Raw genomic sequence first — 14,474 nt, 5'->3', positions numbered from 1 at the left:
CCCCATGCGGAGGGGCCTCTCGGGGAGCACCTGAGGGGCCCCTCCGCCGTGCGCAACGGCGTGAACGCGGCTCACTCCCGCCCGAGCATCCCCCGGATCTCGGCGAGTTCAGTGGGGTTCAGCCGACCCGGGTGTGCCAGGGCCTCCTCCCAGCACACCTGGGCCCGCCCCGGATTCCCCAGCCCGTGCAGACCCCGGCCCAGCACGGTGAGGGCGGCGCCGAGGTACACATCACCTCCCAGGTCACGCAGAACGGCCAGGGCCAGCTCCGCGTGGCGCACCGCCTCCAGGGGACGGCCGGCGGACAGGTGCGCGGCGGCAAGTCGCCACTGGGACCAGCCCGTCCACCGGAGCTGGCGGCCCTCCTGGAAGATGGCGAGTGCGTCGGTCAGGTCCCGTACCGCCTCGTCGAAGCGCCCCGACCCGGCCAGCGCCCTGCCGCGCGAATAGAGGCTGTTGGCCTGCCGCCAGGAGGGCGCGTCCGGGTCGCGGTGAATCGTCAGGGCCTGTTCGGCGAGGCGCAGGGCCTCCTCCGGGTTCCCGAGCGCGTGTTGCACTCCTGAGAGGTTGTTCAGCACGCTCGCCTCCCCGGGCCGGTCACCACAGTCCCGGAACGCCTCGAGGGCGAGCAGGAGGCTGCGCACCGCGTCCTCGTACCGGTCCTGGTACGTCGCGATGATGCCCGCGACGTTGGGTCCGTGGCAGCGCACCAGCGGGTCGCCCGAGAGGACACCGAGTCGTATCGCGGCCCCGGCGTGCTCGGCCGCTTCGTCGAGCAGCCCGCTCTGGCCGCAGTTGGTCGCGAGCGCGACCTGGATCCGGCCCTCCGCACTACGGTCCCCTGCGGACCGGGACGCTTCCAGGACCGCCGTGCAGACCTCCCGGTACAGGTGATGGGCGACCCCCGCCTCCGACACGTCCTTGATGACGAGCAACAGATCCGCCGCCCGTCGGAGCATGGCCCCGCGGGCCGCCGCTTGACGGCCCAGCGCCAGGACGCATGACGCCTCCCCGAAGAGCCAGTCCCGCGCCGACGCCCCGTCCGGGAAAGCCAGTCCCGGCACCGACACCGGCGCCAGGTGCCCCACCAACCGATCCCCCGGCCGCTCCACCGCATACGCCCCCGCCGCCGTCGCCAGATAGAAGTCCAGCAGCCGCCCCAGCGCGGCCTCCCGCTCCTCCGCCGCCTCGTCGCGCTCCGCGCGGGCACGGGCGTACAGGCGGACCAGGTCGTGGAAGCGGTAGCGCCCGACCGCCGGGGACTCCAGGAGGGAGACGTCGACCAGGGACTCCAGGAGGGACTCCGTCGCGTCGGCGGGGAGGGACAGCAGCGCCGCGGCGGCCGTGGCGGAGATGTCCGGGCCCTCGGGGAGGCCGAGGAGGCGGAAGGCGCGGGCCTGGGCGGGGTCCAGGCCCGCGTAGCCGAGGTCGAACGTGGCGGTGACGGCGAGGTCGCCGGCGTGCAGTTCGTCGAGGCGGCGGCGCTCGTCGGCCAGGCGGCGGGCCATCGTGGCGACGGACCAGGCGGGCCGCGTCGCCAGCCGGGCGGCCGCGATGCGCAGCGCGAGCGGGAGGAATCCGCAGGCGGCGACCACCTCCCGCGCGGCGCCACGCTCCGCCGCCACCCGCTCCTCCCCCACGATCCGCGCGAAGAGCGCCAGGCCCTCGTCCGGCGTCATCACGTCGAGGTCGACGAGGTGCACGCTCTCCAGGTCGACCAGCCGGTTCCGGCTGGTGACCACGGCCGCGCAGCCCCCCGCCCCCGGCAGCAGCGGCCGCACCTGCGCCGCGTCGCGCGCGTCGTCGAGCAGGACGAGGACGCGGCGGCGGGCGAGCAACGAGCGGAAGAGCGCGGCCCGTTCGCCCGTACCGGCGGGGATCGACGGGTCCGGCGTGCCCAGGGCGCGGAGGAACGCGCCGAGGACCGCCTCCGGCCGCGCGGGGGCGGGGCCCGCGCCCTGGAGGTCGGCGTAGAGCTGCCCGTCCGGGAAGTGACCGGAGACCGCCCGCGCCACGTGCACCGCGAGCGTGGACTTGCCGACGCCGCCGATCCCGGCGACGGCCCCGACGGTGACGGCGTCCCGGTCACCGGCCCCGGCGAGGCACGCGCCGAGGCCGGCGACGAGCGCGGAGCGGCCGGTGAAGTTCGCGGTGTCCGACGGAAGTTGGGCGGGGCGGACGTATTCGCCGGCGACCGGCGTCTCCTCCTCGGTCAGCGAGGGGTCCGCCGCGAGGATGCGCCGGTGCAGCTCCGCGAGCCCGGGGCCGGGGTCGATGCCCAGCTCGTCGGCGAGCAGCCGTCGCATGTCGGTGTGGACGGCGAGCGCCTCGGCCTGCCGGCCGGCGCGGTACAGGGCGAGCATCAGCAGCTCGCGGGGGCGCTCGCGCAGCGGGTGCGCGGCGGTGAGCAGGGTCAGCTCGGGAACGGCCCCGGCGTGCCGGCCGGTGCGGACGTCGAGGTCGAGACGGGTCTCCAGCAATCCCAGCCGCCACTCCTCCAGCCGGGCGCGCTGGGCCTCGGCGTACGGGCCGGGCACCCCGGCCAGGGACTCCCCGGACCATAAACCCAGGGCCTCGTCCAGCAGTTGACGGGCCCGGGGCAGATCGCCGGCGCGGCGGGCCGCCTCCGCCCGGTCGGCGCTCCGCTCGGCGCGGTCGAGGTCGAGGAGGTCGGCACCGCCCCGCAGCGCGTACCCGCCCGACTCGCCGACCAGGGCGACACCCCCCGCACCGAAGAGCCGGCGCAACCGGGACACCCGGGTGCGGACGGCCGCGAGCGCGGCGGGCGGCGGCTCGTCGCCCCACAGGTCGTCGATGATCTCGGGGGCGGTGGCGATACGGCCCCGGCGCAGCAACAGCGCGGCCAGCAAGGCGCGTTGCTGGGGCGAGCCGACGCCCAGCTGCTCGTCCCCGCGCCGGCAGCGCACGGGGCCGAGCACGGAGCAGCGGACGGGCCCGGATAACTCCGGCGCTCTTTCCGGCATTTCACCGGACGACGGAGCCCGTGCAGCACGCACGCACAGTTCCCGGCCCTTCTCCCGGAGAATCCTCCGGGCCTGCGGATCGCGTACGAGATCCTCCACGACCCGGTTCCAGAGATGGAGCGGAATCACCTTCGCCCCGGACCGGTACTCCCCCCAGCTCGTTTTGCCGATCTTGTATCGTGCGGCCAATTCCCTCAGCGTGAAGTCACGGGTGACCTCCCTTGCCAGGGACGCCAGTTCATTGGCCTCCGCACTGCGCCCCCTGGGTCCGCCCTGCGGGCGACCGGCCCTCCCCACCCTCGCCTCCCGGCGTCGTTGTCCACGGACAACCCGCATTGTCCGTCACCGGTAAACGCACCACATGCGCTTTTCCCGAAACGACGTTGATGGACAACAGGAGCGGACGAAGAGTGATCCCCCGTCGTGAGCGATCCCTCGTAGTGAGTGATCCCCCCGTCGTGAAGGAGGCGTTTATGTCCGCTCCGTGGACCGCAGGCCGGAAAAGCGACCGGCGGAGACTCCGGTCGCTCCGCCGGGGCCCCCGCTGGTTATGCGGGGACCCCGTGCGTCCGGCTCACCTGCGGGCCTGGCCCGTCCCCTTCGCCGCGTCCAGGGCGTAGACGCAGCGGTCCTTGCTGCAGGCGTACACGACGCCGCCGACGGCCAGCGGGGTGCCCGTGATCTCGCCGCCCGTGGCGAGCTTCCAGCGGAGCTGGCCGCCCGCCGCGTCCAGGGCGTACAGGCAGTGGTCGGCGGAGCCGAAGTGGACGCGGCCGTCGGCGACGGCCGGGGAGCCGACGATCTCGCCGCCGGCGGCGAAGCGCCAGCGCGGGGTGCCGGTGACGGCGTCCAGGGTGTAGAGCGCTCCCCCGCTGCCCAGGTGCACCAGGCCGTTCGCGACGAGCACGGGCGCGGTGGACTGCCGGGCCTCGGTCGCGATGCGCCAGCGCTCGTGGCCGCTCGCGGCGTCGAGGGCGTAGACGGTGCCGAGGTAGTCGGCCGCGTAGACGCCGCCGGCCGACCAGGCGGGCGGGCCGAGGAAGACCGCCGGGGCCTCGAAGCGCCAGCGCACGTCGCCGCGGGCGGCGTCGACGGCGATCAGCCGGGTGCCGGCGGCGACGTAGACGACGCCGTCGGGGGCCGAGTGCAGGCGCACCGGGACGCCGCCGCAGGACGAGGCGTCCCCCACCGGGTAGTTCCAGCGCTCGGTGCCGCTGCGGGCGTCGAGGGCGCGCAGCCGGCCGTCGGACCAGACGAAGACGGTGCCGTCGTGGACGACGGGCCCGCAGTCGGGGGTCTCGAAGTCGGTCTGCAGGCCGCCGGTCTCCCACAGCAGTTCGCCCGTGGCGGCCTCCCACGCCTGGGCGCCGCCGCCCCGGGTGCCGGTGACGACCGTGCCCCGGTCGGTGCCCAGGGAGTACACCCAGCCGTCGGTGGACAGGCGCCAGCGCTCGGTGCCGTCGGTGGCGTCGAGGGCGTAGAGCGTGGGCCCGTCGGAGGCGTGTATGCGGCCGTCGGCGACGGCCATGGCCCAGGCGACGTCCCGGGTCTTGAACTGCCGCCGCCCGCTGGCCACATCGAGGGCGTGCACCTCGAAGGAGGTGACGTACACCAGGTCGCCGGCGACGACGGGCGTGCCCCAGACGTCGTTGGACATCCGGAACCGCCAGGGGCGCCAACGGGACGGGTCCACCGTGGAGTTGGGGGGCGCCTCGGGTGCGGCGGGGGCCGCGGTGGCGCCCGGCGGGCGCACCCAGGACGCGCCGGGCGCCGTGTACGGCTCGCGGGCGTCCGCGACGCGCGGGCCCGGGCCGATCGGCACCTGGGCGCCGGGCAGCCGCACGGCGCCGCCGTCGTCGGTGACGACGGGCGCCGCGGCGTGCCGTCCCTGGGCGACCGGGGCCGGGGCCCGGTCGGGAGCGGGGGCCGGGGCGGCGATCGGGCCGCCGCGCGGGTCGGGGGTCCCGGTGCGGGGGGCGACGGGGCCGGTGGCCCGGGAGTCGGCCCAGCCGGGACCGGCGGGCGCCCTCGACGGCTCGTAGGACGGGGCGGCCGGGGGCCGCGCGGGGCGCGGCGGGGCCGCCGCGGAGCGGGCGCCGCGGGCGGGGGCGGCCGCGGGCCGGTGCCCGGCCCGGCGGTGCTCGATGAGCGAGACGGCGTCCGGGGGCAGCCAGGCCGAGGCCGTGCCGCTGTCGTCGCCCCCGCCGGAGGCGAACAGGTGCGGGCCGAGCTGCGCCTGGAGGTCCGCGGGGGTGGGCCGGTGCTCGGCCGCCATCTGCATGCAGGAGTCGATGAGCGGCCGCAGCTCGTCCGGCAGGCCGCTCAGGTCGGGGCCCTCGCGCAGCAGCATGAAGACGGTCTCGACCGGGTTGGCGCCGTGGAAGGGGGCGTGGCCGGTGCCCGCGAAGACGAGCGTGGAGCCGAGCGAGAAGACGTCGCTGGCGCCGGTGACGCTGCGGGAGTCCCGGGCCTGTTCGGGGGACATGTACGCGGGCGTGCCGACGGCGACGTTGGTCATCGTCAGCCGGGTGTTGGACACCCCGGAGGCGATACCGAAGTCGATGACGCGCGGCCCGTCCTCGACCACGAGGACGTTGGACGGCTTGAGGTCGCGGTGGACCAGTCCCGCGCTGTGGATCGACTGGAGCGCCTCGGCGATGCCGGCCGCCAGCCAGCGCACGGCCTGGGCCGGGAGCGGCCCGCACTCGTTGATGATCTCTTCCAGCGAGGGCGCCGGGACGTACGCGGTGGCCAGCCAGGGCACGGCCGCGCGCGGATCGGCGTCGACGACGGCGGCCGTGTAGAAGCCGCTGACCGCCCGCGCCGCTTCCACCTCACGGGTGAAGCGGACACGGAAGAGCTGGTCCTCCGCGAGCTCCGTGCGCACCGTCTTGATCGCCACTCGCCGGCCCGATGCCGAGCGGGCGAGATAGACCAGTCCCATGCCGCCGGCTCCGAGCCTGCCGAGCACCTCGAACGGGCCGATCCGTCTCGGGTCGTGCTGCGTAAGCTGCTCCAACTGGCCTGCCACCTCCCCGTGGGGGCTTGAAGGGTCGTTCCAGCCCCGTGCAGCGTCTCACCGCGAATTATCCCGGGGTACGCGCCCTGATTCTCCCTGGCTGGGGCACCGGTTGCGAACCCGGGTCACGCTTCGGCGTGTCCATGTCGAAAGTGCGGGTCCGCTTCCCCCCTCCCGCCGCCGGTCAGCGGCCCGCGGCCGTCCCGCGCCCCGGCGCACGCGCCGGCTCGACGACGGCGAAGTCCGCGCCCTGACTGTCGGTCAGCACCGCGAAACGCCCGTACGGGGCCTCCCGCGGCCCGCGCCGGACGCGTCCGCCCAGCCGCCCGGCGGTCTCGGCCGCGGCGTCGCAGTCGGCGACCGCGAAGTGGACGAGGAAGTGGGCGGGCATCACCTCGGGGAAGCCCTCGCCCATCACGGCCCGCCCGCCGACCGCGTCCCCCGGACCGGGCGGCAGCCCGACGGGCGTCCACAGCGCGTAGTCCGCCGTCGCGTCGCCGCCCGGCGCGTGCGCGACGAGGCCGAACACCCGCTCGTAGAAGGCATCCACGGCCGCCGCGTCCCGGGTGTACACCTCCGTCCACGCGAACGAGCCCGGCGTGCCGCGCTCCTCGAAGCCGCGGTGGCTGCCGGCCTGCCAGACGCCGAGGACGGCGCCGCCCGGGTCGGCGGCGAGCAGCATCGTGCCGAACGGGCCGACGGCGAACGGCCCGGTGACGACCTGTCCGCCCGCCTCCGTGATCCGCCCGGCGGTCGCGGCGGCGTCGGTGGAGGAGAAGTAGACGCACCACGCGGTGGGCATCCGGCCGTCGGGCTTGGGCGCGAGGGCGGCGACGGCGCGGCCGTCCCGGAACGCCTCGGTGCAGGAGCTGTATTCGGGCCCGGCGTCCCGGAAGGTCCAGCCGAAGAGCCCGCCGTAGAAGCGCTTGCCCGCCTCGACGTCCGGCAGCATGACGTCCGCCCAGCACGGTGCGGACCGCGGGCCGGCGACCGCGGCCCCGCCCGTCTCCCTGGCCTCGCCCATGGGCGCCGCCTCCTTCCGCAGCTTCGCGCGGCCGTCCCGCGGACCGGCCGGCCGCACGGGGTGCCGCAGCAGCCACGGTATCGGCGGGCCGGCGATCCCGCCCGGTCGGCGGCAGCCGGCGGAAAGCGCCGGAGAAGGAGTGCGGAAGGCCCCGGAAAGCGGGCCCGGAAAGGGCCCGGCCGAGGCGTTCCGATAAGACAATTCACCGGTACGGGCCAATCCCCGGGCGTTCTCTTTTCCGGCCGCGAAAACCCCGCTGACCTGCACAACAACCCCTTTCGGCACCCCCGTCCCCATTTGCACGCGACCGAATCGCGCTCCGATCACCCCTCGGTAAGCTGACGGCATGACAGGACAAGTACGCACCGTCGACGGCCGGGTGGCCGGCAGGCGTGGTCAGGCGACGCGGCAGAAGCTGCTCGACTGCCTCGGTGAAATGCTCAGCTCCTCTCCCTACCGCGACGTCAAGGTCATCGACGTCGCCCGGCGGGCCGGCACCTCGCCCGCGACCTTTTACCAGTACTTCCCGGACGTCGAGGGCGCCGTCCTGGAGCTCGCCGAGGAGGTGGCGACCGAGGGCGCGGGCCTGACGGAACTGGTCGCCGGGCGCTCCTGGGCCGGAAAGGCGGGCAAACAGGCCGCCGAGGAACTGGTGGACGGCTTCCTCGCCTTCTGGCGGCGCAACGACGCGATCCTGCGCGTCATCGACCTGGGCGCGGCCGAGGGCGACAAACGGTTCTACAAGATCCGCATGAAGATCCTCAACGCCGTCACCAACTCCCTGACGGAATCGGTCAAGGAACTCCAGGCCAAGAACAAGGTGGACAAGGACATCAGTCCCGGCGCCGTGGCGGGCTCGCTGGTCACGATGCTGGCGGCGGTCGCCTCGCACCAGAAGGGCTTCACCACCTGGGGCGTCAGGCAGGCCGACCTCAAGCCGAATCTCGCGCTGCTGGTGCACCTGGGCATCACCGGCAAGAAGCCGGTCAAGTAAGGGGCGGCCGTACGCACGTCCTGTCATCGCGGCGGCGGGCCGCCGGGCACGCGCCCGGCGGCCCGTCCCCGTTCCGCCTCACTTCTTCTTGTGCACGACCTTCGTCAGCACGTACCGCTTGCCGGAGCCCTGCTTCCCTATCTCGTGGAAGAGCCGCGGCTCCTTCGTCGTCCCGGTCACGCTCCAGTTCTTGCGGAACTCGCAGGAGTCGATCTGCAGCGACACCCCGACGATCTTCCCGCCGTCCTTCAGCGGCGACCAGCGGCCCGAACCGTCGCAGTCCTTCGACCGGGGCTTGCCCATGCCGTCCCAGTCGAAGTTGTCCAGGCCCTTGGCGACGGCATGTCCGCCCTTCTCCAGCGCGACGCTGCCGTTCCGGCCGTCGCTCCAGACGCCGGCGATGTCCGACTTGTGGAGCTTCGGCGGCTCGTAGACGTCGACCAGCCCCGTCCCGTAGACCGCCGCGCCCACCGCGCCGACGGCCAGCCAGGCGACGACGCCGTCGCGCGACACCCGGCGGGCGACGCTGCCGGCGCGCCCCTCGCGGACCCGGCGCGCGGCGGCGCGGGCGGCGAGGGCGGGCGGCAGCAGGCCGACGGTGAGCGCGGCCCACCAGACCAGGTACGACAGCGGGCGGGCGAGGGAGAGGCTGCCCAGGGCCGCGACGGCGCCGAAGACGGCCACCGCGGCCGCGGCGACGGCGGGGACGGCCACCACGGGCCTGGCCCCGAGGGCCCCGGCCCGCCCCGGGCGCCGGCCGGCCCGGCGGGCCAGGGCGAGCGCGGGCATGACGGCCGCGGCGGTGATGAAGCCGCTGAGCAGCACGGTCAGCAGCAGCACGCCGAGCGCCACGGCGGCGGCCAGCAGCGGAGCGGTCGGCAGCCCGTCGTGCTCCCGGGCGAGCAGGACGAGGACCCCGGCGGTGGCCGCGATCACGAACTCGGCGCAGAGGGTGGCCATGGAGGCGCAGAAGGCCGCCCCGAATCCGTCGGGGCGGTCGGGGGCGGGAGGCCCGGCGGAGGGCGGGGCGCCGTCGCGCGGCCCGGGCGCGCGTTCCGCTCCCGGCGCGGCCGACGCCGCGGCGGACTGCGCGTCCGGTATCGAGTCCGGCTCAGCTTGCTGTGTCATATCCGCCCCTCTCTCCAAGAATGATTCCCCCGGCGGCCAAGAGGTTCCGTCGGCGAGGGGTTCCGAGACGGCCCTCACGTCGCGGAGGGCGACGAGGATGCCTGGAACGGGTCATTCTTACCGAATGGTGCTTCTCGTCCCGAATGCGGGCACTCGGCGCGAAGCTTCGGCCGGAGGTGCACACGGCCCCGCGAGCGCGGGGCCGCCGCCCGGAGAGACGGAGGCGGACGGTTCCGCGGACGGCACGCGCGAGAAAATGTGGCGCGTCTCACAGATCAGGCCGATCCAGGGGCAGTTACCGGCCATCCACCCGGACCCGTCAGCGGCGGCGTACAGATGCGCACCCCGAGCACGGCACCGCACGCCGCCCACCGACTCCGGCGCCGGAAGCCCCGTCGTCGCGCCGGTTCGCGACCCGCACTCGCCAAGTCGCCCCGGGTCACCCGGACGTCTCGGCGTCCCCTCGCAACGAATCGCTGCATCCAAGAGTGATCACGTGAACACTTCACGTCAACACCTGGTCTGGACTTTGCCGCCTACGCCCCATTTGTGAGTACGCGGTGTGGCTCAAAGACGCCGCCCCACAAGGGCAATGAGGACGCGGCGCCCGGGGCGACGGGCCGGCGGTCGATCTCGCACCAGATGCTCTTGCCCGAGCCCTCGGGCCGCCAGCCCCACCGGTCGGCGAGGCCGTCCACCAGCTCCAGCCCGCGCCCGCCCGTCTCGTCGCCGCCGGCGCACCGCCGACGGGGCGGCCGGGCGCTGAAGTCGGCGACCTCGACGCGGACCGTGCCCCCGGGGAAGAACATCCGCAGCACGGCCGGACACCCCGTGTGCACCACGGCGTTGGTCACCAGCTCGGAGATCAGCAGGATCAGCGTCTCCGCGAGCGGCTCGTCCACCCCTATCCCGCAACCGGCCAGCCGCGACCTCGCCCACCTACGGGCCCGCCCCACTTCCGAGGGGTCGACCCCGACCTCCATCTGCACCTGAAGCACCTGCACCGCTCACACCATCCGAACCGGCGGACACAACGCCTCGCGTCTCCAAGGGCTCACGTCGCGTGACTCCCTTTCCCCACAACCCCGTTGACGCACAACTACCCCAACAAGCGCTTCAGACACATTCCGGAGCAAAGGAGTATGTATGCCACGCGCCATGCGGCACGCGTGCGCTCGCGAGGAGGAAGTCCGAGCCCGCACCTTACTCCGTTGCGTGACGACTTACGCGCAGAACACCACTCAACGGCAACACAGCGTGGTTATTTCCCCGGACCGACCGGGGTAATTCAGGCGAGGCGATTACATTCCGCGATTTTGTCGCTCAGAATTTCGCCCGAGCGAATTTCCGGACGATTACCGAGCGTGCGGGCAGGGATTGATCCCGTGGGTGACGTCCCGTCAATTGCCATCGGCACGATACGTGGCGGCGGCCTGGTCGAAGAACGTGTCCACGGAACGCTGCCCGTCCATCGGCCCGAGCACCTGGAGCACGTGGTACCGACCGCCCATGATCACGGCGGAGTTGCGCACATAGACCTGACGGCCGCTGCCGTCGTTCCAGTTGAACGTGCCCTCCGCGCCCGCCGTCCGCCCGACGTCCACCCGGCGCAGGCCCGAGGCGCCCGACCAGGACGAGGAGCGGTACGCCTCCAGCTCGGGCTCCTTCTCCTGCTGGTAGGCCATCGGGTCGGAGCCGAACCGGGCGACCTCGTCCCGGCCGGGCACGACGATCAACTCGAAGTCGCCGCCCGCGTAGACGACCTGGCCGCGCTCGTTGTCCCCGCGGCGCTGCCACTCACGGGCGACGGCGACGGAGAAGCCCTTCGGGTCGCGGCGCAGGGTGAACCCCTTGGCCGCGCCGCCGCTTTCGACCGTCGGTTCCTCCTGCGGATTCCCTTGCGGGGCGGCGCTCAGCGTGCCCGCCGTGCGGTCGGCGCGGTCGGCGCCCCGGCCGGCACCGGCGCTCTCGGCGGCCCGCGGCATGAACAGCAGCGCGTAGAGCACCGCCCCGACGAGCAGCAGCAGGATCAGGCCCAACAGCAGCCTGCCGAGCCGCGGGGCGGGCTGCGCCCGGACGGCGGCGTGCTGCTCCTGGAGGGGGCCCGTCGCCGCGAAGCCGGCGGCCGGCTCCGCCCTGCGGTGCCGGGCGGGCCCGGCGGGCCGGCCGCGCCGGCGGCGCACCAGCTCGCCGCGGCGGCGGGGGATCGGGAGCCGCGCGGTGCCACGGGCGGCGGTCGTCTCCGCGGAGACTCCCGGGGCGCCGGGGGCGGGGGCGAACGACGGGACCGTGACCGTACGGCTGCCGACGTCCGGCTCCGGAGCGGACCGGATCAGGGACCGCAGCCAGCCGCGCAACTCCTCGAAGTCCGGCCGCTCGTCCGGGTCCTTGCGCATCAGCGACTCGACGACGGGACGCAGCGCGCCGCACTCCTCCGCGTACGCGGGGGGCTCGGAGCAGACGACCTGGACGAGGTCGGTGGTGCTGCCCTCCGGGTACGGCGGGTGGCCCTGCACGACGCGGAACAGCAGGGCGCCCAGGGCCCAGAGGTCGGCGGCGGGGCCGACGGGCGGGGCGAGCCGCCAGTTCTCCTGGACGGGCCAGGCCTGTTCGGGCGCCCAGCGCTCGGTGACGGGGCCGACGACGAGCATGCGGGCCTGGCGCGCGCGTTCGGCGGCGAGGGCGCCGGGGGAATCGTGGGTGGCCCAGCCGGTCCCCTCGGCGGGGGGCCGCGCGGACCTCCCGACGGGGCCCACCGCGGGCGCGGCCGGCGTCGCGCCGCGGACCAGGGCGTCCGCGCTCCAGCTGCCCGGCGCGGGGGCCGTGCCGCTGGCGGCGGTGCCGCCGCCCCAGGGGGAGGAACCGGTCGGAGGGCGGGCGCCGTTGCCGTCGGCCGTGGTGCGGGCGGCCGCGGCGGCCTGGGTGCCGGCGCGATAGGCGGCGATGGCGTTGGCGCGGGGGCCGCGGCGCGGGGGGGAGGATGTGCCCCGGACCCGCCCTCTCACCATCTCCACCGGGGCAAGCCCCGGACCCGGACCGGGGGCTTCGCCCCCCGCGCCCCCACCGGGGCTCCGCCCCTGGACCCCGAAACCGCCCTCCGGGCGGCCGGGTTCGCCCTGCGCGCCGGACGCGGAGACCTCATGAGCACCCTCCGGGTGTGCGGGGCTCCGCCCCTGCGCCCCGAAGCCGGGCTCATCCCTCGCACCCTCGTCGGACGCCGCGCGAGCGGCGGACGGCACCGGGTCGTAGCCGCACAGCGCCTCCTCCGCCGCGCCCGCCGCCAGGCCCGTCAGGACGGCTCGGCCGTCTTCGCAGATCAGGACCGTGCGGGTGGTGATGTTGCGGTGGGTCCAGCCCTGGGCGTGGAGGGCCCGGAGGGCGGTGAGGACGTCGGCGGCGACCTCCGCGGCGCGGTGGGGGGAGAGGGTGCGCTCGGCGAGGACCGCGGCGAGCGGGCGGGCGGAGACCAGTTCGCTGACGATCCACAGGCTGCCCGCCTCGGCGAAGACGTGGAACACCTGGTCCAGGCGCGGATGGTCGGGGATCCGCGCCGCCGCCGTCGCCGCCTCCAGGGCGCGGCGGACCGCCGGGTCCCCGGGCCCGGCGAGCGTGCGCGGGCGGCCGGACCGGGGCCGGTCGCCGTCCTCGTCGACGAGCTCCGCGTCCACGACCTCCGGCAACGGGATCTGCCGGACCAGGACCTCCTGCCCGCTGTAGGTGTCGAACGCCCGCGTCTCCACGAGCTCGAACGCGTCGGAGGGGGGCAGCGGCAGGCGGTACCGGTCGGCGAGCACCCGGCCCGCGTAGTCATCCACGACGCCTCCCCAAAGCGCGCGATATCCCTGCATCCCCCGGGCCGGCCGGCCCGGCCCGAACGACCGTCAACGCCGGTCGCGCGGGCGTCGGTTGTGACTGCGTTCCGTCCCCGACATCTCACGATACGTGCCGGGCGCGGCCCGGAGGGCCCTTACCGCTCAGATCGTCGGACTCGATGACCGTCGGCCGGACTTCGGCGGCCGCGGACCGGCGTCGCTCAGGCTCCCTGCTTCACGGCGATGACGATCACGGTGCCGATGACGGCCAGCACGACGAAGGCGAGCACGGCGAGCAGCACCCGCCGCTGCGCCGGGACCCGCATCCGGACCAGCGTCTCGGTGTACGCGCCGTTCAGCGGCGGCTGCGGCTGGGGCTCCGCCTCGGTGCGCGCCGAGCCCGAGGGGGCGGCGTCGCGCAGCGGACGGAAGGCGGACTGGCCCTCGGTCCTCTTCGGGGCGGCGGGCTTCTGCGCGGCGGCCGCCGGACCGCCCGCCTTCGCGGACCTCGCCGGCTTCGCCGGCCCCGGCTTCTCCGCCGCCTTCGGGACGGCGATGGCCTGCGTGGCCTCCGGGTCCGCGCTCGTCCGGGACGGCGCGGGCCGCCGCTCGTCCGGCGCGTTGACGGCCTCGGTGAGCAGCGCCCGGGCGCCCGCCTCGTCGAGCCGCTTCTGGGGGTCCTTGGCGAGCAGCCCGTACATGACGCCTTCGAGCGGGCCCGCGTTCTTCGGCGGGCCGAGCGGCTCGGTCATGACGGCGGTCAGGGTGGCGATGGCCGAGCCCTTGTCGTACGGCGGCGCGCCCTCGACGGCCGCGTACAGCAGGCCGCCCAGCGACCACAGGTCGGCGGGCGGGCCGGGCTTCTGGCCGCGGGCCCGCTCGGGGGATATGTACGAGGGGGCGCCGACGAGCATGCCGGTCGAGGTGACCGAGGGGTCGCCCTCGACCTGGGCGATGCCGAAGTCGGTGAGGACGACGCGGCCGTCGTCCGCGATGAGCACGTTGGACGGCTTCACGTCGCGGTGCAGGATGCCCTGCAGGTGCGCCGCGCGCAGCACGTCGAGCACGGCCAGGCCCACCTCCGCGGCGCGCCGCCACTTCAGCGGCCCGTCCTCGCGGATGACGTCGGCGAGCGAGCGGCCCTCGATGAGCTCCATGACGATCCACGGACGGTCGTCCTCGTGGACGACGTCGTAGACGGTGACGGCACCGGCGCTGCGGATCCGGGCGATGGCCTTGGCCTCGCGCAGGGTACGGGTGATCAGCCGGCGCTTCTCGTCCTCGTCGATGTTGGCCGGGAAGCGGAGCTCCTTGACCGCGACGACACGCCCCAGGGTCTCGTCGGTGGCACGCCAGACCGTGCCCATGCCGCCCCTGCCGAGCACGTCGCCGAGGCGGTAGCGCCCGGCGAGGAGGCGCCCGGTCGTGCCCTGCGTCTGCTCCGCGTCCGACATGCGTCCCCTCTGGCATTCAGCTCTGCGACCAACCGACCCCGGCAGAGCGACCATTGTCT

General features: G+C 74.9%; 7 protein-coding genes and 1 pseudogene. 1 reads left to right on the top strand and 7 read right to left on the bottom strand.

The annotated features are described in order from the left end of the window. Positions 1-71: 71 nt before the first annotated feature. From ABD794_RS06480 to kbpA, 3 genes are all read right to left on the bottom strand, one after another. Positions 72-2,984 carry an AfsR/SARP family transcriptional regulator gene (locus ABD794_RS06480; RefSeq protein ID WP_344961478.1) on the bottom strand — a complete coding sequence of 971 codons (2,913 nt, stop codon included), beginning with the start codon at positions 2,982-2,984 and terminating at the stop codon, positions 72-74. 574 nt (positions 2,985-3,558) lie between these two features. Beyond that, complete coding sequence (gene afsK / locus ABD794_RS06475) at positions 3,559-6,003, bottom strand: protein serine/threonine kinase AfsK (RefSeq protein WP_344961448.1); 2,445 nt, start codon at positions 6,001-6,003, stop codon at positions 3,559-3,561. A 184-nt stretch (positions 6,004-6,187) separates the two neighbouring features. Further along, positions 6,188-7,027 (bottom strand): AfsK-binding protein KbpA, encoded by an 840-nt coding sequence (kbpA, locus tag ABD794_RS06470; protein WP_344961446.1) that lies wholly within the window; start codon positions 7,025-7,027, stop codon positions 6,188-6,190. Positions 7,028-7,373: 346 nt separating this feature from the next. On the opposite strand from kbpA, the gene ABD794_RS06465 reads away from it, so the two are divergent. After that, positions 7,374-8,021 carry a TetR family transcriptional regulator gene (locus tag ABD794_RS06465; RefSeq protein ID WP_344961444.1) on the top strand — a complete coding sequence of 216 codons (648 nt, stop codon included), beginning with the start codon at positions 7,374-7,376 and terminating at the stop codon, positions 8,019-8,021. A 78-nt stretch (positions 8,022-8,099) separates the two neighbouring features. On the opposite strand, the gene ABD794_RS06460 is transcribed toward ABD794_RS06465, so the two are convergent. The 4 genes and pseudogenes from ABD794_RS06460 to ABD794_RS06445 form a co-directional block, all read right to left on the bottom strand. Continuing rightward, on the bottom strand, positions 8,100-9,149 hold the full coding sequence (locus tag ABD794_RS06460; protein ID WP_344961442.1) for a hypothetical protein: 1,050 nt from the start codon (positions 9,147-9,149) through the stop codon (positions 8,100-8,102). 536 nt (positions 9,150-9,685) lie between these two features. Further along, positions 9,686-10,153 carry an ATP-binding protein gene (locus ABD794_RS06455; protein WP_344961440.1) on the bottom strand — a complete coding sequence of 156 codons (468 nt, stop codon included), beginning with the start codon at positions 10,151-10,153 and terminating at the stop codon, positions 9,686-9,688. 396 nt (positions 10,154-10,549) lie between these two features. Continuing rightward, entirely contained in the window at positions 10,550-12,964 is a 2,415-nt protein-coding gene (locus ABD794_RS06450) for a protein kinase (protein WP_344961438.1), read from the bottom strand. A gap of 224 nt (positions 12,965-13,188) precedes the next feature. Then, positions 13,189-14,415 (bottom strand): annotated as a pseudogene (locus ABD794_RS06445) (serine/threonine-protein kinase); the annotation flags it as partial. Positions 14,416-14,474: the final 59 nt, after the last annotated feature.

The sequence above is a fragment of the Streptomyces thioluteus genome, from assembly GCF_039535865.1.
This window is presented reverse-complemented; position numbering and strand designations above follow the sequence as displayed.

Excerpts from the sequence above, each read along its gene's own strand:
- ABD794_RS06465 (WP_344961444.1), top strand. The coding sequence starts at position 7,374 with ATGACAGGACAAGTACGCACCGTCGACGGCCGGGTGGCCGGCAGGCGT.
- ABD794_RS06460 (WP_344961442.1), bottom strand. The coding sequence starts at position 9,149 with ATGACACAGCAAGCTGAGCCGGACTCGATACCGGACGCGCAGTCCGCC.
- ABD794_RS06480 (WP_344961478.1), bottom strand. The coding sequence starts at position 2,984 with ATGCCGGAAAGAGCGCCGGAGTTATCCGGGCCCGTCCGCTGCTCCGTG.
- kbpA (WP_344961446.1), bottom strand. The coding sequence starts at position 7,027 with ATGGGCGAGGCCAGGGAGACGGGCGGGGCCGCGGTCGCCGGCCCGCGG.